Origin of the sequence: Sphingomonas sp. ID0503 (genome assembly GCF_048565625.1) — a bacterium.
Classification (GTDB): Bacteria; Pseudomonadota; Alphaproteobacteria; order Sphingomonadales; family Sphingomonadaceae; genus JBLZUR01.
The window spans coordinates 2,912,897-2,932,440 of the sequence record NZ_JBLZUR010000002.1; the positions used below are offsets into that span (position 1 = coordinate 2,912,897).

The window sequence follows — 19,544 nt, forward strand, 5'->3', positions numbered from 1 at the left end:
TCGCCCGCTGAACGCCCCCTCCGACACCGCTTCGCGGCGCCACCTCCCCGTTCCGGGGAGGATCAAGTGACCCTCGCCCTCCCGAACCCTCGCGGAGAAGCATGGCGCTGGTCCGATCTGTCAGCGCTGCGCGCGCTCTCGGATGAGCGCCCCACCGGCGCCGCCAACGACCCCGCTCCGCTCTGGATCGGCTGCGGCGGCCCGCGCCTCCTCTTCATCGACGGCGTGTTCCAGGCAGACGCCAGCACCCCCGGTCCCATCCGCATCGGCCGCACCGAAGCCGATCCGCAGAACCACCCCCTTGCCACCCAGGCGGGGGCCGAAGGCTGGACCCTGGATCTCGGCCCCGACCACACCCCCTCGGCCACGATCGAGATCGTCCACCTCTCCACCGGCGGCGCGAACCACCTGGCCGCTTCCCTCCGCCTCGCCGCCAACGCACAGGCGAGCGTGGTCGAGACCTATGCCGGCCCCGGCTGGGCCAACCGCCTCACCGATGTCCGCCTCGCCCGCTCGGCCCGCCTGATGCTCAGCCGCCGCGTGCTGGGCGACGCCGGCTTCACCAGCCTCACCGACTTCGCGGACCTTTCCGAGGGCGCGAGCCTCATCAGCGTCACCCTCGGCGCGGGCGCAGGCGACACCCGCCTCGACGGCCGCATCACTCTCTCCGGCCCGAACGCCTTTGCCGAGGCGGGTGGCGCGCTCCTCGCCCGTGGCGAACAGCGCCACGACGCCAACCTCGTCCTCCGCCACGCCGCGCCCGACGGGCAGAGCCGGCAGGTCTGGCGCTCGGTCGCCGACGATCGTGCCACCGCCTCGGTCGCCGCCCGTGTCGAGGTTGCGCGGGCCGCGCAGAAGACCGACGCCGAACAGTCGCTCAAGGGCCTGCTTCTCGCCCGCACCGCAACGATCAACGCCAAGCCCGAGCTGGAGATCTTCGCCGACGACGTGAAATGCGCCCACGGCGCGACCGTCGGCGAGCTGGACCGCAACGCCCTCTTCTACCTCGCCCAGCGCGGCCTCCCCCCCGCAGACGGCCAGGCGCTCCTCACCCGCGCATTCGTCATCGCCGCCCTGGACCGCATCGGCGAAGAGGGCGTGCGCGAGGCCTTCGTCGCGGATGCCGAGCGGTGGCTGGGGGGTGCGGCATGATCCTCCCTACGCGCAGCGTGGGGAGGGGGACCATGCGCAGCATGGTGGAGGGGCCGGCGCAGCCGGTGCTCCGCACCGCCCCTCCACCACGCCGCTGCGCGTCGCGGTCCCCCTCCCCATCTTCGACGGGGAGGAAGTCATGACCACCACCCTCGACACCCGCCCGCTCGACGTCCTCGCCGACTTCCCCGCGATCCCCGCCGGCTGGGCCTATCTCGACACCGCCGCCACCGCGCAGAAGCCGGCACCCGTCCTTGCCGCCATCGCCCGCGCCTATGGCGAGACCTACGCCACCGTCCATCGCGGCGTGTACCAGCGCAGCGCCGACATGACCGTCGCCTATGAGGCCGCCCGCCGCCGCGTCGCGACCTTCCTCAACGCCGCGTCGGAGAACGAGATCGTCTTCGTCCGCGGCGCGACCGAGGCGATCAACCTCGTCGCGACAAGCTGGGGCGCAACCCACCTCAAGGCCGGCGACCGCATCGTCCTCTCCCAGCTTGAGCACCATTCCAACATCGTCCCCTGGCAGCTTCTCCGCAATCGCATCGGCGTCGACATCGACGTCTGCCCACTGACCGTAGACGGCCGCATCGACCTCGACGCACTCGAAGCGATGCTCACCCCCGCGCACAAGCTGGTGGCACTCGCCCATGTCTCGAACGTGCTCGGCTCCGTCCTCGACGCGACCCGCGCAACCGAGATCGCCCACGCCGCCGGGGCCAGGATCCTGCTCGACGGCTGCCAGGCCGTCCCGCGCCTGCCCGTCGATGTCCGCGCGATCGGCTGCGATTTCTACGTCTTCTCCGCGCACAAGCTCTACGGCCCGACCGGCATCGGCTGCCTCTGGGCCAGCGCCGAGACGCTCGACTCCATGCCCCCCTGGCAGGGCGGCGGATCGATGATCGACCGCGTCACCTTCGCGAAGACCACCTACGCCCCCCGCCCGGCCGATTCGAGGCAGGGACCCCGCACATCGTCGGCGCCCTCGGCCTCCACGCCGCGATCGACTATGCCGACGCGATCGGGCTCGACGCCATCCACGCCCATGAGACGGCGTTGGTCACCCTCGCCCGCGAGCGCCTCTCCGCGATCAACTCCGTCCGCCTGTTCGGGCCGGAGGACTCCGCCGGCATCGTCAGCTTCGCGGTGGAAGGGGTGCATCCCCACGACATCGGCACCATATTGGACGAGGCGCAGGTGGCGATCCGCGCGGGCCATCACTGCGCCCAGCCGCTGATGGAGCATCTTGGTGTTCCGGCCACCGCGCGAGCCAGCTTCGGCGTCTACAACTCCGCCGCCGACGTGGACGCTTTGGCCAAGGGCATCGAACGAGTGACGAGGATCTTCGGGTGAACGACAGGATCGAAATCGAGGAAGTGAGCGAGGCTGCCACCCCACCCCGCGCCCGCGTGGATGAGGCGGCCACTCCTGAACTTGAACGCCCCCGCGACTATCTCGAAGGCTTCCTTGCCCAGAAGCCAGCGGAACAGTCAGCCGGCGAACCCGGCGGCTCGATCTACGACGGCGTGATCGAGGCGCTAAAGGAGATCTACGATCCCGAGATCCCGGTGAACATCTACGATCTCGGCCTGATCTACGGCGTGGACGTGACCGAGGCCGGCCATGTCGTCGTCACCATGACACTGACCACCCCCCATTGCCCCGTCGCCGAATCGATGCCCGGCGAGGTGGAACTCCGCGTCGCCGCCGTCCCCGGTGTCGGCGCGGCCGAGGTCAATCTCGTCTGGGACCCGCCCTGGGATCCGCAGAAGATGTCCGACGAGGCCAAGCTTGAACTGGGGATGTTGTGATCTGTGTCCAAGTAGTCAATCCGTTCGTCCTGAGCGAAGTCGAAGGACGGGCAACAAGGACCATCGTGCGTAACCCGTGCTTCGACTTCGCTCAGCACGAACGGAGAATTTGATCGTGGCAACCACCACCCGCGCCCGCCCGGCCGCGCTCAACCTCACCCCTACGGCCGAGGCGCGCATCGCCGATCTCATGGCCAACGCGCCCGAGGGCGCGATCGGCGTCAAGCTCTCTACTCCCCGCCGCGGCTGCTCGGGCCTCGCCTATTCGGTCGACTATGTCACCACGGCCGACAGCTTCGACGAGCGGATCGACACGCCCGGCGGCACGCTCTTCGTGGACGGCGGCTCGATCCTCTACCTGATCGGCTCGACCATGGACTGGGTGGAGGACGACTTCACCGCCGGCTTCGTCTTCCAGAACCCCAATGCCAAGGGCAGCTGCGGCTGCGGCGAGAGCTTCACGGTTTAGCCATTGTCTGTCACCCCAGCGAAGGCTGGGGTCGCTCCGTTCCTTCGCGATGCCAGCCTTCGCTGGCATGACGGCATGGTGGCGGCGGACGGAAACATCCGCTACCCGCCCCCGTGATGCTCCCAGCACTCGCCCATATCGAGACCTGGATCTTCGATCTCGACAACACGCTCTACCCGGCGAGCGCAGACCTTTTCGCGCATATCGACCTGCGCATGGGCGAGTACATCCAGCGCCTCCTTGCAGTCGATCCGGTCGAGGCGCGGCGGGTGCAGAAGGACTATTTCCACAGCCATGGCACCACGCTGCGCGGCCTGATGGACGCCCATGCCGTCGATCCCCACGAGTTCCTCGCCTTCGTCCATGACATCCCGATGGACGCGGTCATCGAGAACGCCCGCATGGTCGCCGCCATGGCGCTGCTGCCCGGCCGCAAATACGTCTTCACCAACGGCGACGCGGCCTATGCCCGCCGCGTGCTCGACCGCCTCGGCCTCGGCGACAGCTTCGACGATCTCTACGACATCCACGCCTGCGGCTATTGGCCGAAGCCCGATCCGCGCGCCTACGAGGGGCTCTGCGATCGCCTGAAGATCGACCCCACCCGCGCCCTCTTCGTGGAGGACATGGCCCGCAACCTGAAACCCGCCAAGGCGATCGGCATGACCACCGTCTGGGTCAACAACGGGTCGGAGCGGGGCGATCACGAGGCCTGCGCCTCCTACATCGATTACGAGATCGCCGAAGTCGGCGAATGGCTGGAACAGATTACGGGGGACGCATGAGCGCTGAACTGCAGAAGACGATCGAAGACGCCTGGGACGCGCGCGAGGGCCTCGGCTTCGCCACCACCGGCGCGGTGCGCGACGCGGTGGAGACCGCCCTCGGCCTGCTCGACAGCGGCCAGGCGCGCGTGGCCGAGAAGGTCGATGGCGACTGGATCGTGCACCAGTGGCTGAAGAAGGCGGTCCTCCTCTCCTTCCGCCTCAACGACAATGCGGTGATCGACTACGGCGCGGGCGGTGCCACCGCCTTCGACAAGGTGCCGTCCAAGTTCGCCGGCTGGGATGAGGCGGCATTCCGCGCCGCCGGCTTCCGCGTCGTCCCCGGCGCGGTCGCCCGTCGCGGCAGCTTCATCGCCAAGGGCGTCGTCCTGATGCCCAGCTTCGTCAACATCGGCGCGCATGTCGGTGAGGGCACGATGGTCGATACCTGGGCGACCGTCGGCTCCTGCGCGCAGATTGGCCGCAACGTCCACCTCTCGGGCGGCGCGGGCATCGGCGGCGTTCTCGAACCGCTTCAGGCGAACCCTGTGGTGATCGAGGATGGCGCATTCATCGGCGCGCGGTCCGAAGTGGCGGAAGGCGTGATCGTCGGCGAGGGCGCGGTGCTCTCGATGGGCGTCTATCTCGGCGCCTCCACCAAGATCGTGAACCGCGCCACGGGCGAGGTCCACACCGGCCGCGTGCCACCCTATAGCGTGGTCGTCCCCGGCACCCTCCCGGGCAAGGACGGCGGCCCGGGCCTCTACTGCGCGGTCATCGTGAAGACCGTCGACGCCCAGACCCGCAGCAAGACCGGCATCAACGAACTCCTGCGGGACTGACGCACCCCCATCCTCCCCCGCCAGGGGGAGGTGGCAGGCGCAGCCTGACGGAGGGGGAGGACGGCGTCGAAGCCAATCCTTACGACACCGCCGCCCTCCCCCTCCGATGAGGAATGTGCGTTCAACTATCCCCTTCCAATGTAGGAAAAGTTCTGGAACAGCCCCTCCCGCTCTTTGGATAGTTTAGGGTCCGGACTCACAACCACCAGATGACGGTGGCGGCGAGGGCGATGGCGCCCATGAAGTTCTTGATGTTGCGATCGAAGCGGGTGGCGAGCCGCCTCCAGTCCTTGAGGCGGCAGAACATGCGCTCGATGACGTTGCGCTGTTTGTAGATGGTGCGGTCGTAGTCGTACTGGACCTTGCGGTTGCAGCGCGGCGGGATGACGGCCTGGGTGCCGCGCTGGTCGAGCCACTCGCGCAACTCCTGACTGTCATAGCCCTTGTCGGCGACGAGTTCGACGGATGGGGGCAGCGCCGCGATGCAGGTCTTGGCGACCTTGCAGTCGTGGACGTTGCCGGGCGTCAGCAGGAGGACGTGAGGGCGGCCCTTGGCGTCGCAGACGGCATGGACCTTGGTGTTCCGGCCGCCTTTGGTGCGGCCGATACCATGGGCCAAGGCCCCCCTTTTCCACCGCCTGCGCAGCGGTGGACCTTGATGCAGCTGCTATCGATGAACAGCCGGTCCGGCGCGTCGTCGGCGCCTGCCAGCGCGCTGAAAATCCCCTCCCAGATGCCGCGCTCGGACCAGCGCACGAAGCGATTGTAGAGCGTCTTCTTTGGCCCGTACACGTCCGAGCAGTCCACCCAGCGACCGCCGCAGCGGAGCGCATGCACGATCCCGCTCAGCACCCGGCGATCATCCACACGTGCCTTGCCGCGAACGTCCGTCGGCAGCAGTGGTGCGATCCGCTCCCACTGCGCATCGGAAAACCAGAAGAAATCAGCCATTCCACCGCCTCCACACCAACGCAGTGAATCACGATCCAAGCGGTAGCAAAAGCCGTTATTGGGTCCGGACCCTAGAATCACCCCTCGCGCACGCACGCGTGCGCAGGCGGGCGCGCACCCGCCCGTTGTGGTAGGACCTTTGAGACTTTCCGGGCGTCGGCCTACCGCAACGGCAGCCGGTTCGACGCCCGTCCGCCCGCCTGCCGATGCCGCACGATCCTGAGATAGGCGTCGAGCAGCGCGCCGTTCACCTCGTCCCAGCCATAGCGTGCGCTCGCCGCGCGCCCGGCCGCACCAGCCGCCTGCCGTGCCGCGTGGTCCTCGCAATAGAACTGGATCGCCTCGGCGAAGCGGTTGATCGCCCCCGGCCGCACCAGCCGCCCGGTCACGCCATCGTCGACCAGGCTGGAGCTGCCCGTCGCGATCGCCGCCACCACCGGCAGGCCCGCCGCCATCGCCTCCAGCGTGACATTGCCGAAGGTCTCGGTGACGGACGGGTTGAACAGGATGTCCATCGAGGCCACCGCGCGGCCAAGGTCCTCGCCGCGCTGGAACCCGGCGAACACCGCATCGTCGGGCAGCCGCCGCGCGAACCAGTCCCCGGCCGGACCCTCGCCCACCACCAGCACGCGGTGCTTCACCCCGCGTTGCCGCAGCCGGTCGATCGTCTCCGAAAAGACGTCGAGGCCCTTTTCCATCACCAGCCGCCCGACAAAGCCGACCGTCACCTCATCGTCGCCGATGCCGAGCGCGCGCCGCCAGTCGAGATCGCGCCGCGCCGGATCGAACACGTCGCGCTCTACCCCACGGGACCAGATGCCCACGTCGTAGTTCATCCGCTGCTCGCGCAACAGCTGCGCCATCGATTCGGACGGGGCGAAGATCGCGTCGCAGCGGCGATAGAACCGCCGGAGCGCCGCCTCCATCAACGGTTCCAGAAATGCCATGCCGTAATAGCGGGGATAGGTCTCGAACCGCGTGTGCACCGACGCCACGACCGGCCGGTCCATCTTTCGCGCCAAGGTCACCGCGCGGTGGCCGAGGATCTCGGGGCTGGCGACATGGAAGATGTTCGGCGCGAACTCGCGGATGTCCTTCCGCACCCGGCGTGGGATGCCGATCGGTGCGCGGTATTCGGCGCGGCCGGGCAGCGGGATTGCGGGAACCCCCACGACCTTCCCCACCGAGGGGAAGGCGGGCTTCTCGACACGCGGCGAATAGACCCTGACCGACGCACCCTGCGCCAAAAGGAACCCGACGAGCCGGTTCAACGCCTGGTTCGCCCCGTCGCGAACGTAATTGTAGTTGCCCGTGAACAGGGCCAGGCGAATGTCGGTCGCGTCCATCGCCGCCCGATAGGCGGGGCCTGCCGAAAAGGCCATTGCGGAACGTCATCCGGCTTCTCCCGTTTTCCCGGGCGAGGAGAAGAAGATGTCGAACGCCTTCCGACAGGGCCAGAAGGTCAAGTGGCATTGGGGCGCCCACATGGCCGAGGGCAAGATCACCGAGCGGTTCAATCGCCGGGTGCAGCGGACGATCAAGGGCACCAAGGTCGTCAAGAACGGCACCGCTGACAACCCGGCCTATCTCATCAAGCAGGAAGACGGCCAGGAAGTGCTGAAGCGCGGGTCCGAACTCAGCCACTGATCGCGAAAAGGCCGGCTGGCCGAGTCTTTTCGGCAACAGCCACAACCCGTTGAGCCCGCTTGGGCCACCCGGACTCTACATCCTGTGCTCTGGCCCATTATCCGCCATCCGATCTGTGGATAACCTGCCAAGCTGCGCACTTGACGGCGGAATCTTCCGGACTCACCCTGCCGCCCTCGATTTCAGGGGATGGATCGAATGGGGGTCGAACTACGCGTCGCACCGTCGCGGCGCGGGCGGAAGATTGGTGATGCGCCGGTGGCGGTGGATGCCGACCGGATCATCGAATCGGACTGCGTCGCCGCGATGGCGTCGCTGCCGGACGCCTGCGTCGACATGGTCTTCGCCGACCCGCCCTATAATCTGCAGCTCGGCGGCGACCTCTTCCGGCCGGAGGGAGGCCGCGTCGATGCGGTGGACGATGACTGGGACAAGTTCGACAGCAACGCCGCCTATGACCGCTTCACCCATGCCTGGCTGGCCGAGGCGCGCCGCATCCTGAAGCCGAACGGCACCCTCTGGGTGATCGGAAGCTATCACAACATCTTCCGGGTGGGCGCGGCGCTGCAGGATCGCGGCTTCTGGATCCTCAACGACATCGTCTGGCGCAAGACCAACCCAATGCCGAACTTCAAGGGCACCCGCTTCACCAACGCCCATGAAACCCTGATCTGGGCCTCGAAGTCGGAAGAGGCGCGCTACACCTTCAACTACCAGGCGATGAAGGCCCTAAACGACGAGCTGCAGATGCGCTCCGACTGGGTGCTGCCGATCTGCGCGGGCCAGGAACGGCTCAAGGTCAACGGCGTGAAGGCGCATCCGACGCAGAAGCCGGAGGCGCTCCTCTACCGCATCCTCCTCGCCACGACGAAGCCGGGCGACCTCGTCCTCGACCCCTTCTTCGGCACCGGCACAACCGGCGCGGTCGCTCGTCGCCTCGGCCGCCGCTGGATCGGCATAGAGCGCGAGCAGAAATACGTCGCGGTCGCCCGCGAACGCATCGCCGCCACCCTGCCGCTGGACGAGAGCGCAATGACCGTCATGGCCTCGAAGCGTCAGTCCCCCCGCGTCGCCTTCGGCGCGCTGGTCGAGGCGGGGCTGATCCCGCCGGGCACAGAGGTCATGGATGCGAAGCGCCGCTGGACCGCCCTCGTCCGCGCCGACGGTTCGCTGGCGCGCGAGGCCGCGACCGGCTCGATCCACAAGCTCGGCGCCGATCTCCAGAACGCCCCCAGCTGCAACGGCTGGACCTTCTGGCACATCGAGCATGAGGGCACGTTCAAGCCCATAGACGCCCTCCGCCAGATCTACCTCATGGCGAGTGGCGAGGGGTAAGCAGGCAACAGAGCCGCCCATCCCGAGCGAAGTCGAGGGACGCTCGCCGAGCGAAGCCGAGGCGCTCATGGTGAAGGCATCTCGGCTACGCTCGATGATGATCCCTCGACTTCGCTCGGGATGGGCGGGAAAGAGGACCAGATGCCCCTCTACCTCCGCCCAACCGCCTTCGTCGATGCACCCTTCGGACTGGACGGACGCGCCCTCCGCCTCGCCGGTGGCCTCACCTGGTTCTCGGCCGTCGAGGTCATCCGCCGCAACGGCAACACCCGCACCACCGAACTCGTGCCCGTCGATCGCATCGACCAGATCGCAGACGCCGCCCCGATCCTCGCCCGCCTCACCGCCCCCCGGCCGCCTCTCAACCTAGGCACCCGCACCGTCCACCTCGATCAGCCGCAGGTCATGGCCATCCTCAATGTCACCCCCGACAGCTTCTCGGATGGCGGCCGCCACGCCGACCCCTCCGCCGCCGTCGCGGCAGGCGTGGACATGGCGGCGGCGGGCGCGGCCATCCTCGACGTAGGCGGCGAATCGACCCGCCCCCGTGCCGATCCCGTCTGGGAAGGCGACGAGATCGCCCGCACCCGCCCCGTCATCGAACGCCTCGCCGCAACCGCCAACGCCATCTCGATTGACACCCGCAACGCGGCGGTGATGGAGGCCGCACTCTCAGGCGGGGCGCATCTGGTGAACGACGTATCCGCCCTCCTCCACGATCCGCGCGGTCTGGAGGTCGTCGCCCGCGCCGCCTGTCCGGTGGTCCTCATGCACCATCTCGGCACGCCGCAGACGATGCAGGACGATCCCCGCTACGACGACGTCCTCCTCGACATCTACGACTGGCTGGAGGCGCGGATCGCGGCCTGCGAAGCGGCCGGACTCGACCGTTCCCGCATCATCGTCGATCCCGGCATCGGCTTCGGCAAGACGCTCGCCCACAACCTCGCGCTGATCAACGGCCTGTCGCTGTTCCACGGCCTCGGCTGCCCGGTCCTGCTCGGCGCCAGCCGCAAGCGCTTCATCGGCGCGCTCTCGAACGAGGTGGCGGCAGACGCTCGACTCGGCGGCTCGATCGCCGTCGCGCTCGCCGGTGCGGCGCAGGGCGTCCAGCTCTTCCGCGTCCACGATGTGCCCGAAACCGTCCAGGCGCTCCGCGTCTGGCGCGGCCTGCGCGATCAGGCGCTGGCCCCGCCCAGTTCGCCGAGCTTGCGGTAGAGCGTCGACCGTCCGATCCCAAGCCGCCGCGCGACCTCGCTCATGCGCCCATCATAGCGCTCGATCGCCAGCCGGATGATGTCGGCCTCGATCTCGTCCAGCGGACGCAGATGCCCCTTCTCGTCAAAGACGGCGATCGGGCTTACCGTCTCCGGCGCTGGTCGTCTATCGACATTCGCCTCGATCCGCGGCAGCAGCGTGGCGAGTTCGCCGAGATCCCCGATGTCGAGGATGTCGCCCTCCGCCACGGCACTCAGCCTGATCAGTACGGACTGAAGCTGGCGCACATTCCGAGGCCATTGCAGGTTCTGCAGCAACTTGGCCGCCTCCATGGACAAGGCTCCCGGCCCGGTGCCGACCTCCTCCTGGATCACGGCGATCAGGTCGGCCGCCAGCGCCGGAATGTCGCCGCGCCGCTCGCGGAGCGGCGGTATCGTGAACCGCGCGTCCAGCATCCCTGCCAGGGCTGGATCGAACTCAGCCCCGGCGGCGATGTCGTCCAGCGAACCATCGACCGCAGCAATCACCCGCACATCGGCCAGGCTCCCTGCGGTACTTCCCAGCGGGCGGACCTCACCGGTCTGCAGGAAATGGACGAGCCTGCCTTGGCTTTCCAACGAGAGCGCGTCGATCTCGTCCAGCAGGAGCGTGCCGCCATGCGCCTGGACGATCTGCCCCGCCCGGCGCTGGAAAGCGCCCGGGAACGCGCCCTGTTCGTGCCCGAACAGCTCCGAATCGATCATGTTGCGCGGCACCGTCCGGCAATTCACGACGGCAAAGACCTGCGACGCACGGCCGGAGGCGGCATGGATCGCGGAGGCAAAGGCCTGCTTGCCGACGCCCGCCTCACCCTCGATCAGGATGGTGCCAGCCCCAGCCGCGGCGCGGCGCGCGGCGGCGACCGCATCGGTGAAGACAGAGGTCTCGCCGATCAGCTCGTCGAATCGGATCGGCTGGCTGATCTTCTCGGTCAGCATGCGGAGCGCCCCCGCCTCGCTTTGCCTCAGTCCGTCCAACGCCATCAGAAGCCGTTCCGCCGTCACTGGTTCGATCAGTACATCGGCCGCCCCGGCCCGCAAAGCGGCCGCCATCTCTTTGTGCGATGCAATCAGCAGGATCGGCGCGGGGGCCATTCCCTTGCGCTCCAGCGACTCGATCGCCGCCTGCGCGACCCCATCGTCCCAGCGGAGCAGAATGGCGTCCGGCCGAGTCGCCGCGCGGTTGACGATGGCGAAGGCGTCGTGCAGCGTCTCGGCACACAGGCTGCGCCAGCCGGCCCGCGCGGCAGCCGTCTTCAACAGGCGCGTTTCCGCCGCCCTGTCGTCGATCAGCAGTAATTGGCGTTCGGGTTCGGTCGCCACCTGCAATCCCCTTCGCCACCGCTCTAAGCGCGAGAAGTTAAAATCGTGCTTAAGCCGAAACGACCCCTTAGACTTGGGGGTTGAGGCTCTGGCGGCGCTTTGGCTACAGAGGCCACTAGATCGAAAGGAATTCAAGATGGCGAACGATCACACGCCCGCAGACCTTGGTGCGCATCAGCACACCTATTCCGGCTTCATCGCTCTGTTCAAATGGGGCACCGTCGCGGCGGTTGCCGTCACCGCGATCGTCGTTCTGCTGATCGCGAGCTGATCGTGGCGCCGCGCAAGACGCCCGACCCCAAGACCAGCCGCAAGGCACCAGCCCGCAAACCGGCGCCCCGTGCCACGCCTGCCAAGGACAGCGGCGGGTCCAAATGGGCGGTTGGCGCGGCGGCGGCTGGGATCGGCTCGGCGGCTCTCGTCGCGGCGCTTCTCTACGCCCGCAAGGCGCGCCGGCAGGAGCCCGCGCCCAAGCCGCCGGTCGACAGCGAGGATTAAGCCTCCGCGATCCAGTCGGCGAGGCTGAGCGCATCGGTCGCATCGGTGCGCGCGCCCATAGACTGCTCCATGATCTCCAGTGCCCAGCGGGTCCGCTCCGCATCGCCCGCCGCCACGGTGTCGCGCGGAACCCACAGGTCGTACTGACGCATATGCGCGTCGGCCGCCGTGAACAGGACGCAGATATCGGCGGCGATCCCCGTCAGGATCAGCCGCGATACCCCAAGCCGGGGCAGCAGCACCGGCAGGTTGGTCGCGTAGAAGCCTGAGAATTGCGGCTTGATGACGAACAGGTCCTTCGTCGCCGGCTTCACGGCGGAGACCATGTTCCGGCCCGGCCCGTCCAGGCATCGCTCGACCAGCAATTCGCGGTTCGAATGCCACTCGTCGAAATTGTCATTGACGTAGATCACCGGCACACCGGCCTCGTCAGCCGTCGCGCGCAGGCGCGCCGCCGCCTCCGCCGCCGCTTCTGCCGCCGGCAGCATCGCCTCCGCGCCCCGGAATTTCATCTCGTTGATGAAGTCGATCAGAAGCAGCGCGGTCTTTCCTGGCGCGTTGTTCTCCGTGTCACTCATGCCGCGCGCAACGACAGGGCACACAGCCGGTTGCGCGCCATGCAACATTCTTTTTCAATTTCGCACTTGCAAAGCGTCGTGCTGCAGCGCACAAAGATCGGGCCTTTCAGGCATCCTCTCCTAAGACTTCAGGGGCTGGCGGAAACGCTGGCCCTTTTTTTGCGCCTGCGTTGACCGCGTGTCCGCATGGCTCCACACCGATATGATGCGCTTCTTCTCCGACAACGCCGCATCGGTGCACCCTGCGGTCCTCGACGCCATCGCCGCTGCCAATCGGGTCGATGTCGCCTATGACGGTGATTCGTTCAGCCAGGCGCTCGACGCGACGTTCTCCGATCTGTTCGAGACGAAGGTCACGGCCCTGTGGGTGACCACCGGCACCGCCGCCAATTCGATCGCCCTCAACACGCTCTGCCCCCCGCATGGCGGCGTGATCTGCCATGCAGGCGCGCATATCCAGACGGACGAGGGCGGCGCGCCCGAGTTCTACACCCACGGTGCCAAGCTGCTCTTGGCGCAGGGCGACGGTGCCAAGCTGACCCCCGAGGCGATCCGCGCCGTTCGCGCCGCCATCCCCACCGATGTGCATCGGGTCCAGCCCCGCGCCGTCTCGATCACCAACGCCACCGAGCTCGGACGGGTCTACATCCCGGCCGAGGTCGCCGCGATCGGCGAGGTCGCGCGGGAGATCGGCCTCGGCTTCCACATGGACGGCTCCCGCTTCGCCAATGCCCTGGCGACCCTCTCCTGCACTCCCGCCGAGGTGACCTGGCGCGCGGGCATCGACGTGCTGAGCCTCGGCTTCGTCAAGAACGGCGGCATGTCCGCCGAGGCGCTCGTCTTCTTCCGCCGCGACCTTGCCGATCAGGCACGCGTCGCCCGCAAGCGCGGCGGCCACCTCATGTCCAAAGGTCGCTACGCCGCCGCCCAAATCCTCGCTCTGCTGAAGAACGACCTTTGGCTGGAGAATGCCCGGGCCGCCAATCACGCGGCCAGCCGCCTTGCCGAAGCCGCAGGATCGCGTCTCGTACAGCCGGTCGAGGCGAACGAACTCTTCCTCCGCCTCAGCGCCGAAGAGGCCGCGTCGCTCCGCGCGCAAGGCTTTCACTTCTACGATTGGGGTGCGGGGGAGGCGCAACTCGTGACCTCCTGGGATCAGGAGGAGGCGGGCATATCGGCACTCGCCGCCGCACTACAGGCGCTGAAACCCTGAACTCGCCCGCACCTCCGCAAGCGCCGACCGAAAGGCCTGTGCCCCGCCGCATCCAGGCGCGGGTCGCTCTCCCCTTCGTCTTCGTCACCTTCCTGTGGAGCACGACCTGGATCGTCATCCGCGATCAGATCACCGCCGTGCCCGTCGGCTGGACGATCACCTAACGCTTCCTCGTCGCCGCAGTGGTGATCTGGGGCTGGTGCCTGGTCGCCCGCCATCCGCTCAGGATGAACCGGCCGGCGCACCTCATCGCGCTCGCCTCCGGCGTGACGATCTTCTGCGCCAATTTCAACTTCGTCTACCGGGCGGAGGCGCATGTCACCTCCGGCCTGGTCGCGGTCACCTTCGCGCTGCTGATCATCCCGAACGCGATCCTGTCGCGCATCTTCCTTGGTCAGAGCGTCACCTGGCGCTTCGCCCTCGGCTCGGCTGTGGGCGTCGTCGGCGTCTGCCTCCTCTTCGCGCATGAACTCGGGCAGGTCGGCTCCGGTGGGACGGAGGCCGCGCTCGGCATCGGCATGACGCTGGTCGCGATCTCCTTCGCGTCGATCGGCAACACTGCGCAGGGCGCCCGCGCGGCAAAGGCCTATCCGGTCATCGTGCTCCTCGCCTGGTCGCTGACCTACGGCCTTATCGCCAACGCGCTCGTCGCCTTCCTCATGTCCGGCCCGCCGGTGATCGACCCGCGACCGCTCTACTTCTTCGGCATCTTCTACCTGGGCGCGATCGGCTCGGCGCTCGCCTTCCCGTTCTATTTCGATCTGATCCGCGTGCTGGGGCCAGGGCGCGCCGGCTACATCAACGTGCTGACCCCGGTGCTGGCAATGGTGATCTCCAGCTTGTTCGAGGGCTATCGCTGGACGGCGACCTCCGCCGCCGGCGCGCTGCTCGCCGCCGCCGGGCTGGTCATCGCGCTGAGAGCCCGCAACCCGGCACGATAGTCGGGGTAGAGCGGCCGCCAACCGAGCAGGCGCTTCGCCTTGCCGGTCGCGACGCGCCGGTTCTCGGCATAGAAGGCGCGGGCCGCCGGCGAAAGCGACGCCTCCTCCAGCGGCAGCAGCGGCGACGGCTCCAGCCCCAGGCACCGCGCCGCCTCCGCGATCACCATCTCCTGTGGTGCGGGCAGATCGTCGGCGATATTGTACACGCCGCGGGGGCCCTCGAACGCCGCGATCACCGCGCGCGCGATGTCATCGACATGGATGCGGCTGAACACCTGCCCCCCGGCATCGACCCGCACCGCCGTTCCGGCCAGAACCCGGTCGAGCGGCGACCGCCCCGGCCCGTAGATGCCCGGCAGGCGCAGTACCGTCGCACCGATCGCCTGCCAGGCAAGATCCGCCGCCGCCCGCGCGCCCCGCCGTCCGGTTCCCACGGGCGCGCTCTCATCCACCCAGGCCCCACCGGTATCGCCATAAACGCCAGTGGAAGAGAGATAGCCGGTCCAAACCCCCGCCGCGCCGATGAGCCGTCCATAAGTGTCAAGCACCGGGTCGCGCTCCCCCTCCGGCGGCACGCTCGACAGGATGTGCGTTGCAGAGGCGATGGCAGCCGCCAGAGACGGCTGATCGTGGAAGGCTACCTCTTCCTCCGACGCGGCTCGGCGGATGCCGGTCACACGCCACCCATCGGCACTCACTCGGTGTGCGAGATGCGAAGCGGAGTAACCTAGACCGAAGATCAGCAGGTGAGGCATCCCCCCTCCTATCCTGCCCATTCCGAGCGATGTCGAGGGACCTCCGCCGAGCGGAGCCGAGGCGCATGTCTCCGAACCAAGCTTCATCACGCCCCCGCAACCGATCCTTAACCCCATCCGGGCCATTCAGACCGTCGCGAACCTCTGTCTGGAATCCGCCGCCCGTGCTCACCACCCTCCTCCGCGACCGCAAGGGATCGATCAGCGTGCTCGGCGCGCTGTCGCTGACCTCGATCGTCGGCGGCGGCGCGATGGTGGTCGAGCTCGGCAATGGCTACGTCGCCCGCACCGCCAACCAGCGCGTCGCCGACATGGCGGCCCTGAGCGCGGCGTTGGCCTACAGCGACAAGGTGGCTGCGGGGATGACTGCCACGAACCAGCTGCAGGCAGTGGTGGACGCGCAGGTCGATGCGATCGGTGGCGCTGCCGGCATTCCTGCCGATCGCATTACGGCCCATATCGACGCAGTCCCCGGCAGCGAGACAGCGAAGCGAATCGTCGTCGTCGCCACCACCCGCGTCCCGCTCCGTCTGGCGCGAGTTCTTAACCGCGACGGTAGCTATCCGGTTTCCTCCACCGGCTCCGTCGATGTCAGTGCCGCCCCGTCCACCCCTCCTTCGGTTCCGCCCGTGGTCGGCTGCTACATGGGCATGAAATCAGGCGTCACGGGGATCAGCCTCACCGGCGGCACCAACCTCACGGCCAGCGGCTGCGGCGTGGTGACCAACGGCAGTATCAGCGTGACGGCCGGACCCAAGCTAATCGCCAAGGACGTCTCCGCTGGCGGCACCGTCAACGACGTCGCAAAGCAATGGGGCACAGGCGGCATCAGCACGACCAGCGGCGGCAACTACAATGTGAAGTCGGGCCAGGCACAGGTCACCGATCCGCTCGCCAACTACACGCCGCTCAACGACGCGTTCAATCAGTTGAAGACGCCGAGCGCGTTTCGCACGCCGGTCGTCCCCGCCGTGCCGAACGGCAACGACCTGACGCTCGACTGGAGCGGCAACATCAATTTCAAGGGAACAAAGCCCACCTGGTCGAACAACACCTACACCTTCCCGGCCGGCACCTATAACTTCAAGAACGTGACCCTGCCCGGCGGCATGAAGCTGGTGTTCCAGGGGCCGACCAACATCACCGTCAGCGGGACGCTCAACCAGGGCGGCGGCTCCGACATCATAATCGGCGACGGTCCGGTGACGCTCGCCAACAGCTTCACCATGAACGCGGCGGTGACCATGGGTACCGGTGCGCATTCCTTCGGCGGCGACATTACCCCGCAAAGCTTCACTCTGACACTCGGCGCGGGTGACGTGAACATCGCGGGCGGCATCAACCAGGGCGGCGGCGGCACGATCGTCTTCGGGGCGGGCAACTACGCCATCGGTAAGCTCAGCGGCTCCGCGAACTCGATCAACCAGGGCGGCGGCTCGCGGCTGACTTTCGGCAACGGCACGTTCAGCCTGGCGGGCGATGTCACGACGGCAGGTGGCACCTCCCTCACCTTTGGTGACACCGCTTATCACTACATCAAAGGTAGCCTAAATCTCTCGGGAAGTGTCACCTTCGGCAAGGGCTTCTACATTATCGGCACCTGCACGGTCGTGACCGCGCCGACGACCTGCATCGGCGGTAATTTCAACAACGGCACCGGCGGCTACATGTACGGCACGGACACCACCTTCATTCTGGGTGGCACGGTCAACCTCTCGGGCGGCACCTCGCTCTCCCTCAGCGCGCCGAAGAAGGGGTCGCTCTGGGGCATCATCGACATCCTCTTCGCCACCCGCTCCTCCGCGGCGTCGAAGATCAGCGGCGGCTCCGGCAATAGCTATAACGGCACGTTCTACGCGCCGAACTCGGACTTCACGCTCGACGGCGGTGGGTCGCTCACTTCGCCGACGAACGGCTGCCTGATGATGCTGTTCGGCACGCTGACGCTGAGCGGCGGCACCAACTCGGCCAGCGCCTGCACCGACCTGATCAACGCGCTCCCGCCGACCAGCGGCACCGGCTCGGGATCCGGGTCCGGGACGTCGACCACTACGATCGTGCTGAAGAAATGAAGCGCCGCCGCCTCCTCTCCGACGATCGTGGTGTCGCGACCATCGAGTTTGCCTTGTGGTGCTCGATGTTCTTCGTCCTCATCATCGTCGCGCTCGATTTCGGCATGGTCCGCATCTACCAGATGCGCCTCGGCGCGGCGGTCGAGCAGGGCGCGATCATCGCGTTCAACCAGCGAACGTCGCTCAGCACCGCCACCGGCGAGTCCATCAAGACCTATGTCGCATCGGCTTCAGGGCTGCCGGGGATGTCGGCCACTAGCGTCTATCTTGACTGCAATTCAAAGACGCTGAACAGCGGCTGTGTCTCGGCCGGCAGGATATTTCGCTGCCTGACAATCAACGGTTCCACCTACGAGTTTAGCGCGCCCCAGGCGCAGGGATCTGCCTGCACGGGCGGGGCGACCGCTGGCTACTACCTGACCATCATAGCCCGCTACGTCTATCACCCTGTGATCGTGCCGAACTCCTGGCTGAACAACAAGACGATCAGCGCCAAGACCGTGCTGCGCCTGCAATGAACACCCGTCGCCTTCGCACTTCCCTTTGGCGGCACGATCGCGGTGCCACCGTCGTCGAGTTCGCCCTTGTCGCGCCGCTCTTCCTGACGGCGCTGCTCGGGATGATCGAGGGCGCACGGGCCCTGTGGATGCGGCAGGCGCTGCAGCAGACCGCCTTCTCGGCCGCGCGCTGCTATGCCCTGCAGGAAGACTGCAAGACCCAGGCGGGCACGAAGACTTGGGCTCAGACCTTTGCTCGTAAGATGGGTGTCAGGATCACGCAGGCGCAGGTGACAGAGGCGACGCGTCCCACCACCTGCACGGGCGGCGGCACGATCCCGATGACCCGCGTGCGCATCTCCGTGCCGTTCAACAGCCCGGCAACAGGCTTCGTCCCCGCCGCCTGGACGACGGTCGCCGCCTCCTCCTGCTTCCCGAACCCCGCTTAGCGGGTCGCCAGCGCCGCCTCGGCCTCGGCCACCAGCGTCGCGATGATCTCCGCCGCCGGCTCTTCCTTGGTCACCATGCCGACCGACTGGCCGGCCATGATCGATCCATGCTCGACATCGCCGTCGATCACCGCGCGGCGCAGCGCGCCTGCCCAGTAATGCTCGATCTGCAGCTGCGCCTCGGCCATCTCGACCGACCCCGCATCCAGCAGGCCCGCCACTTCGCGCTGCTTGGCGGTGAACAGCTCGGTCGATGCGTTCTTCAGCGCCCGCACCGGGATCACTGGCAGGCGCGGGTCGATCTGCACGCTCGCCACCGCATCGCGGGCCGAGGCGCGGATGAACGCCTTCTTGAAATTGGCATGGGCGATCGATTCATGCGCGCAGACGAAGCGGGTGCCGAGCTGCACGCCCACCGCCCCCATCTCCAGATAGGCGGCAATCGCCTCGCCGCGCCCGATCCCGCCGGCCACGAAGACCGGCACCTGATCGCCGACCACCGGCAGCATCTCCTGCGCCAGCACCGACGTGGAGACCGGCCCGATATGCCCGCCCGCCTCCATGCCCTCGATCACCAGCGCGTCCACGCCCGACCGGATCAGCTTCTTCGCGATCGCCAGCGCCGGGGCGAAGCACACCACCTTGGCGCCCGACGCCTTGATCCGCTCGATCGCACCACCCGGCGGCAGCCCGCCCGCCAGCACGACATGGCCGACGCCATGCTTCGCGCACACGTCGATCAGCTCCATCAGCTGGGGATGCATGGTGATCAGGTTGACGCCGAACGGCTTGGTGGCGAGCGCCTTGGTGCCTGCGATCTCCACGTCGAGCAGATCCGGCGACATCGCCCCACATGCGATCACCCCAAACCCGCCCGCGTTCGAGATCGCGGACACCAGATGCCGCTCCGACACCCAGCTCATCGCCCCCGCAAGGATCGCGACCTCGGTGCCGAGAAACGCCGCGCCGCGTGCCATCAACGCATCGAGCT

The 19,544-nt window shown here is 67.6% G+C and carries 21 protein-coding genes and 2 pseudogenes; 17 read left to right on the forward strand and 6 right to left on the reverse strand.

All coding sequences use genetic code 11. The annotated features are described in order from the left end of the window. Positions 1-66: 66 nt before the first annotated feature. The 6 genes and pseudogenes from ACM608_RS15255 (at position 67) to dapD (ending at position 5,038) form a co-directional block, all read left to right on the forward strand. Entirely contained in the window at positions 67-1,152 is a 1,086-nt protein-coding gene (locus tag ACM608_RS15255) for a SufD family Fe-S cluster assembly protein (protein WP_419684322.1), read from the forward strand. After that, positions 1,121-2,505: pseudogene (locus ACM608_RS15260) on the forward strand (cysteine desulfurase). Before ACM608_RS15255 ends, ACM608_RS15260 begins: the two are co-directional and overlap by 32 nt. Beyond that, positions 2,502-2,963 carry an SUF system Fe-S cluster assembly protein gene (locus ACM608_RS15265; RefSeq protein ID WP_419684323.1) on the forward strand — a complete coding sequence of 154 codons (462 nt, stop codon included), beginning with the start codon at positions 2,502-2,504 and terminating at the stop codon, positions 2,961-2,963. Before ACM608_RS15260 ends, ACM608_RS15265 begins: the two are co-directional and overlap by 4 nt. Positions 2,964-3,078: 115 nt before the next feature. Next, positions 3,079-3,432, forward strand: coding sequence for a HesB/IscA family protein (locus ACM608_RS15270; RefSeq protein ID WP_419684325.1), 354 nt, complete (start codon positions 3,079-3,081; stop codon positions 3,430-3,432). 116 nt (positions 3,433-3,548) lie between these two features. Further along, complete coding sequence (locus ACM608_RS15275; protein ID WP_419684327.1) at positions 3,549-4,217, forward strand: pyrimidine 5'-nucleotidase; 669 nt, start codon at positions 3,549-3,551, stop codon at positions 4,215-4,217. Further along, on the forward strand, positions 4,214-5,038 hold the full coding sequence (gene dapD / locus ACM608_RS15280) for a 2,3,4,5-tetrahydropyridine-2,6-dicarboxylate N-succinyltransferase (RefSeq protein WP_419684329.1): 825 nt from the start codon (positions 4,214-4,216) through the stop codon (positions 5,036-5,038). Before ACM608_RS15275 ends, dapD begins: the two co-directional genes overlap by 4 nt. A gap of 196 nt (positions 5,039-5,234) precedes the next feature. On the opposite strand, the gene ACM608_RS15285 is transcribed toward dapD, so the two are convergent. Both ACM608_RS15285 and ACM608_RS15290 read right to left on the reverse strand, forming a co-directional pair. Beyond that, positions 5,235-5,989, reverse strand: a protein-coding gene (locus ACM608_RS15285) for an IS5 family transposase (RefSeq protein ID WP_419681115.1) whose coding sequence is annotated in 2 segments (ribosomal slippage) — positions 5,235-5,645 and positions 5,648-5,989 — 753 coding nt in all. Because the reading frame shifts where the segments join, the coding sequence is not laid out codon by codon here. 161 nt (positions 5,990-6,150) lie between these two features. Continuing rightward, on the reverse strand, positions 6,151-7,335 hold the full coding sequence (locus ACM608_RS15290) for a glycosyltransferase family 4 protein (RefSeq protein WP_419685237.1): 1,185 nt from the start codon (positions 7,333-7,335) through the stop codon (positions 6,151-6,153). 85 nt (positions 7,336-7,420) lie between these two features. On the opposite strand from ACM608_RS15290, the gene ACM608_RS15295 reads away from it, so the two are divergent. The 3 genes from ACM608_RS15295 to folP all read left to right on the forward strand — a co-directional run bounded on the left by ACM608_RS15295 (position 7,421) and on the right by folP (position 10,189). Beyond that, on the forward strand, positions 7,421-7,636 hold the full coding sequence (locus ACM608_RS15295; protein ID WP_419684331.1) for a DUF2945 domain-containing protein: 216 nt from the start codon (positions 7,421-7,423) through the stop codon (positions 7,634-7,636). Positions 7,637-7,834: 198 nt separating this feature from the next. Then, positions 7,835-8,971: a site-specific DNA-methyltransferase gene (locus ACM608_RS15300; protein WP_419684333.1), complete on the forward strand. Its 1,137-nt coding sequence runs from the start codon at positions 7,835-7,837 to the stop codon at positions 8,969-8,971. A gap of 141 nt (positions 8,972-9,112) precedes the next feature. Continuing rightward, positions 9,113-10,189 (forward strand): dihydropteroate synthase, encoded by a 1,077-nt coding sequence (gene folP / locus ACM608_RS15305; RefSeq protein WP_419684335.1) that lies wholly within the window; start codon positions 9,113-9,115, stop codon positions 10,187-10,189. Here folP and ACM608_RS15310 read toward each other — a convergent pair. Beyond that, positions 10,150-11,550 (reverse strand): sigma-54-dependent transcriptional regulator, encoded by a 1,401-nt coding sequence (locus ACM608_RS15310; protein WP_419684337.1) that lies wholly within the window; start codon positions 11,548-11,550, stop codon positions 10,150-10,152. The two genes, folP and ACM608_RS15310, sit on opposite strands and share 40 nt — an antisense overlap. A 136-nt stretch (positions 11,551-11,686) precedes the next feature. Between ACM608_RS15310 and ACM608_RS15315 the strand changes: the two genes are divergently transcribed. Both ACM608_RS15315 and ACM608_RS15320 read left to right on the forward strand, forming a co-directional pair. Then, on the forward strand, positions 11,687-11,821 hold the full coding sequence (locus ACM608_RS15315) for an aa3-type cytochrome c oxidase subunit IV (protein ID WP_419684339.1): 135 nt from the start codon (positions 11,687-11,689) through the stop codon (positions 11,819-11,821). Between the two features lie 2 nt (positions 11,822-11,823). Beyond that, positions 11,824-12,048 (forward strand): hypothetical protein, encoded by a 225-nt coding sequence (locus ACM608_RS15320; protein ID WP_419684340.1) that lies wholly within the window; start codon positions 11,824-11,826, stop codon positions 12,046-12,048. Here ACM608_RS15320 and ACM608_RS15325 read toward each other — a convergent pair. Next, positions 12,045-12,626: a cysteine hydrolase family protein gene (locus ACM608_RS15325; protein WP_419684342.1), complete on the reverse strand. Its 582-nt coding sequence runs from the start codon at positions 12,624-12,626 to the stop codon at positions 12,045-12,047. The two genes, ACM608_RS15320 and ACM608_RS15325, sit on opposite strands and share 4 nt — an antisense overlap. A gap of 205 nt (positions 12,627-12,831) precedes the next feature. Here ACM608_RS15325 and ACM608_RS15330 point away from each other — a divergent pair, with 205 nt between their 5' ends. From ACM608_RS15330 to ACM608_RS15340, 3 genes and pseudogenes are all read left to right on the forward strand, one after another. Further along, positions 12,832-13,839 carry a threonine aldolase family protein gene (locus tag ACM608_RS15330; protein ID WP_419684344.1) on the forward strand — a complete coding sequence of 336 codons (1,008 nt, stop codon included), beginning with the start codon at positions 12,832-12,834 and terminating at the stop codon, positions 13,837-13,839. A gap of 38 nt (positions 13,840-13,877) precedes the next feature. Continuing rightward, entirely contained in the window at positions 13,878-14,003 is a 126-nt protein-coding gene (locus tag ACM608_RS15335; protein WP_419684346.1) for a hypothetical protein, read from the forward strand. A gap of 12 nt (positions 14,004-14,015) precedes the next feature. Continuing rightward, positions 14,016-14,780: pseudogene (locus tag ACM608_RS15340) on the forward strand (DMT family transporter); the annotation flags it as partial. Here ACM608_RS15340 and ACM608_RS15345 read toward each other — a convergent pair. Beyond that, positions 14,690-15,535: an SDR family NAD(P)-dependent oxidoreductase gene (locus ACM608_RS15345; protein ID WP_419684347.1), complete on the reverse strand. Its 846-nt coding sequence runs from the start codon at positions 15,533-15,535 to the stop codon at positions 14,690-14,692. The pseudogene ACM608_RS15340 and the gene ACM608_RS15345 overlap by 91 nt on opposite strands. Positions 15,536-15,699: 164 nt before the next feature. Here ACM608_RS15345 and ACM608_RS15350 point away from each other — a divergent pair, with 164 nt between their 5' ends. The 3 genes from ACM608_RS15350 to ACM608_RS15360 are packed head-to-tail and all read left to right on the forward strand — an operon-like array spanning position 15,700 to position 18,553. Next, positions 15,700-17,607: a hypothetical protein gene (locus ACM608_RS15350; RefSeq protein ID WP_419684349.1), complete on the forward strand. Its 1,908-nt coding sequence runs from the start codon at positions 15,700-15,702 to the stop codon at positions 17,605-17,607. Further along, positions 17,604-18,125 carry a TadE/TadG family type IV pilus assembly protein gene (locus ACM608_RS15355; RefSeq protein ID WP_419684351.1) on the forward strand — a complete coding sequence of 174 codons (522 nt, stop codon included), beginning with the start codon at positions 17,604-17,606 and terminating at the stop codon, positions 18,123-18,125. Before ACM608_RS15350 ends, ACM608_RS15355 begins: the two co-directional genes overlap by 4 nt. Beyond that, positions 18,122-18,553: a TadE/TadG family type IV pilus assembly protein gene (locus tag ACM608_RS15360; RefSeq protein ID WP_419684352.1), complete on the forward strand. Its 432-nt coding sequence runs from the start codon at positions 18,122-18,124 to the stop codon at positions 18,551-18,553. Before ACM608_RS15355 ends, ACM608_RS15360 begins: the two co-directional genes overlap by 4 nt. Here the strand turns inward: ACM608_RS15360 and ACM608_RS15365 are convergent. After that, positions 18,550-19,530 (reverse strand): NAD(P)H-dependent flavin oxidoreductase, encoded by a 981-nt coding sequence (locus ACM608_RS15365; RefSeq protein WP_419685239.1) that lies wholly within the window; start codon positions 19,528-19,530, stop codon positions 18,550-18,552. The two genes, ACM608_RS15360 and ACM608_RS15365, sit on opposite strands and share 4 nt — an antisense overlap. Positions 19,531-19,544: the final 14 nt, after the last annotated feature.

What these genes read in the sequence shown, in the direction of transcription:
- ACM608_RS15365 (WP_419685239.1), bottom strand. Translation starts at nt 19,530, where the DNA reads ATGGCACGCGGCGCGGCGTTTCTCGGCACCGAGGTCGCGATCCTTGCG.
- folP (WP_419684335.1), top strand. Translation starts at nt 9,113, where the DNA reads ATGCCCCTCTACCTCCGCCCAACCGCCTTCGTCGATGCACCCTTCGGA.
- ACM608_RS15315 (WP_419684339.1), top strand. Translation starts at nt 11,687, where the DNA reads ATGGCGAACGATCACACGCCCGCAGACCTTGGTGCGCATCAGCACACC.
- ACM608_RS15325 (WP_419684342.1), bottom strand. Translation starts at nt 12,626, where the DNA reads ATGAGTGACACGGAGAACAACGCGCCAGGAAAGACCGCGCTGCTTCTG.
- ACM608_RS15355 (WP_419684351.1), top strand. Translation starts at nt 17,604, where the DNA reads ATGAAGCGCCGCCGCCTCCTCTCCGACGATCGTGGTGTCGCGACCATC.
- ACM608_RS15360 (WP_419684352.1), top strand. Translation starts at nt 18,122, where the DNA reads ATGAACACCCGTCGCCTTCGCACTTCCCTTTGGCGGCACGATCGCGGT.
- ACM608_RS15275 (WP_419684327.1), top strand. Translation starts at nt 3,549, where the DNA reads ATGCTCCCAGCACTCGCCCATATCGAGACCTGGATCTTCGATCTCGAC.
- ACM608_RS15295 (WP_419684331.1), top strand. Translation starts at nt 7,421, where the DNA reads ATGTCGAACGCCTTCCGACAGGGCCAGAAGGTCAAGTGGCATTGGGGC.
- ACM608_RS15345 (WP_419684347.1), bottom strand. Translation starts at nt 15,535, where the DNA reads ATGCCTCACCTGCTGATCTTCGGTCTAGGTTACTCCGCTTCGCATCTC.
- ACM608_RS15300 (WP_419684333.1), top strand. Translation starts at nt 7,835, where the DNA reads ATGGGGGTCGAACTACGCGTCGCACCGTCGCGGCGCGGGCGGAAGATT.
- dapD (WP_419684329.1), top strand. Translation starts at nt 4,214, where the DNA reads ATGAGCGCTGAACTGCAGAAGACGATCGAAGACGCCTGGGACGCGCGC.
- ACM608_RS15330 (WP_419684344.1), top strand. Translation starts at nt 12,832, where the DNA reads ATGCGCTTCTTCTCCGACAACGCCGCATCGGTGCACCCTGCGGTCCTC.
- ACM608_RS15290 (WP_419685237.1), bottom strand. Translation starts at nt 7,335, where the DNA reads ATGGACGCGACCGACATTCGCCTGGCCCTGTTCACGGGCAACTACAAT.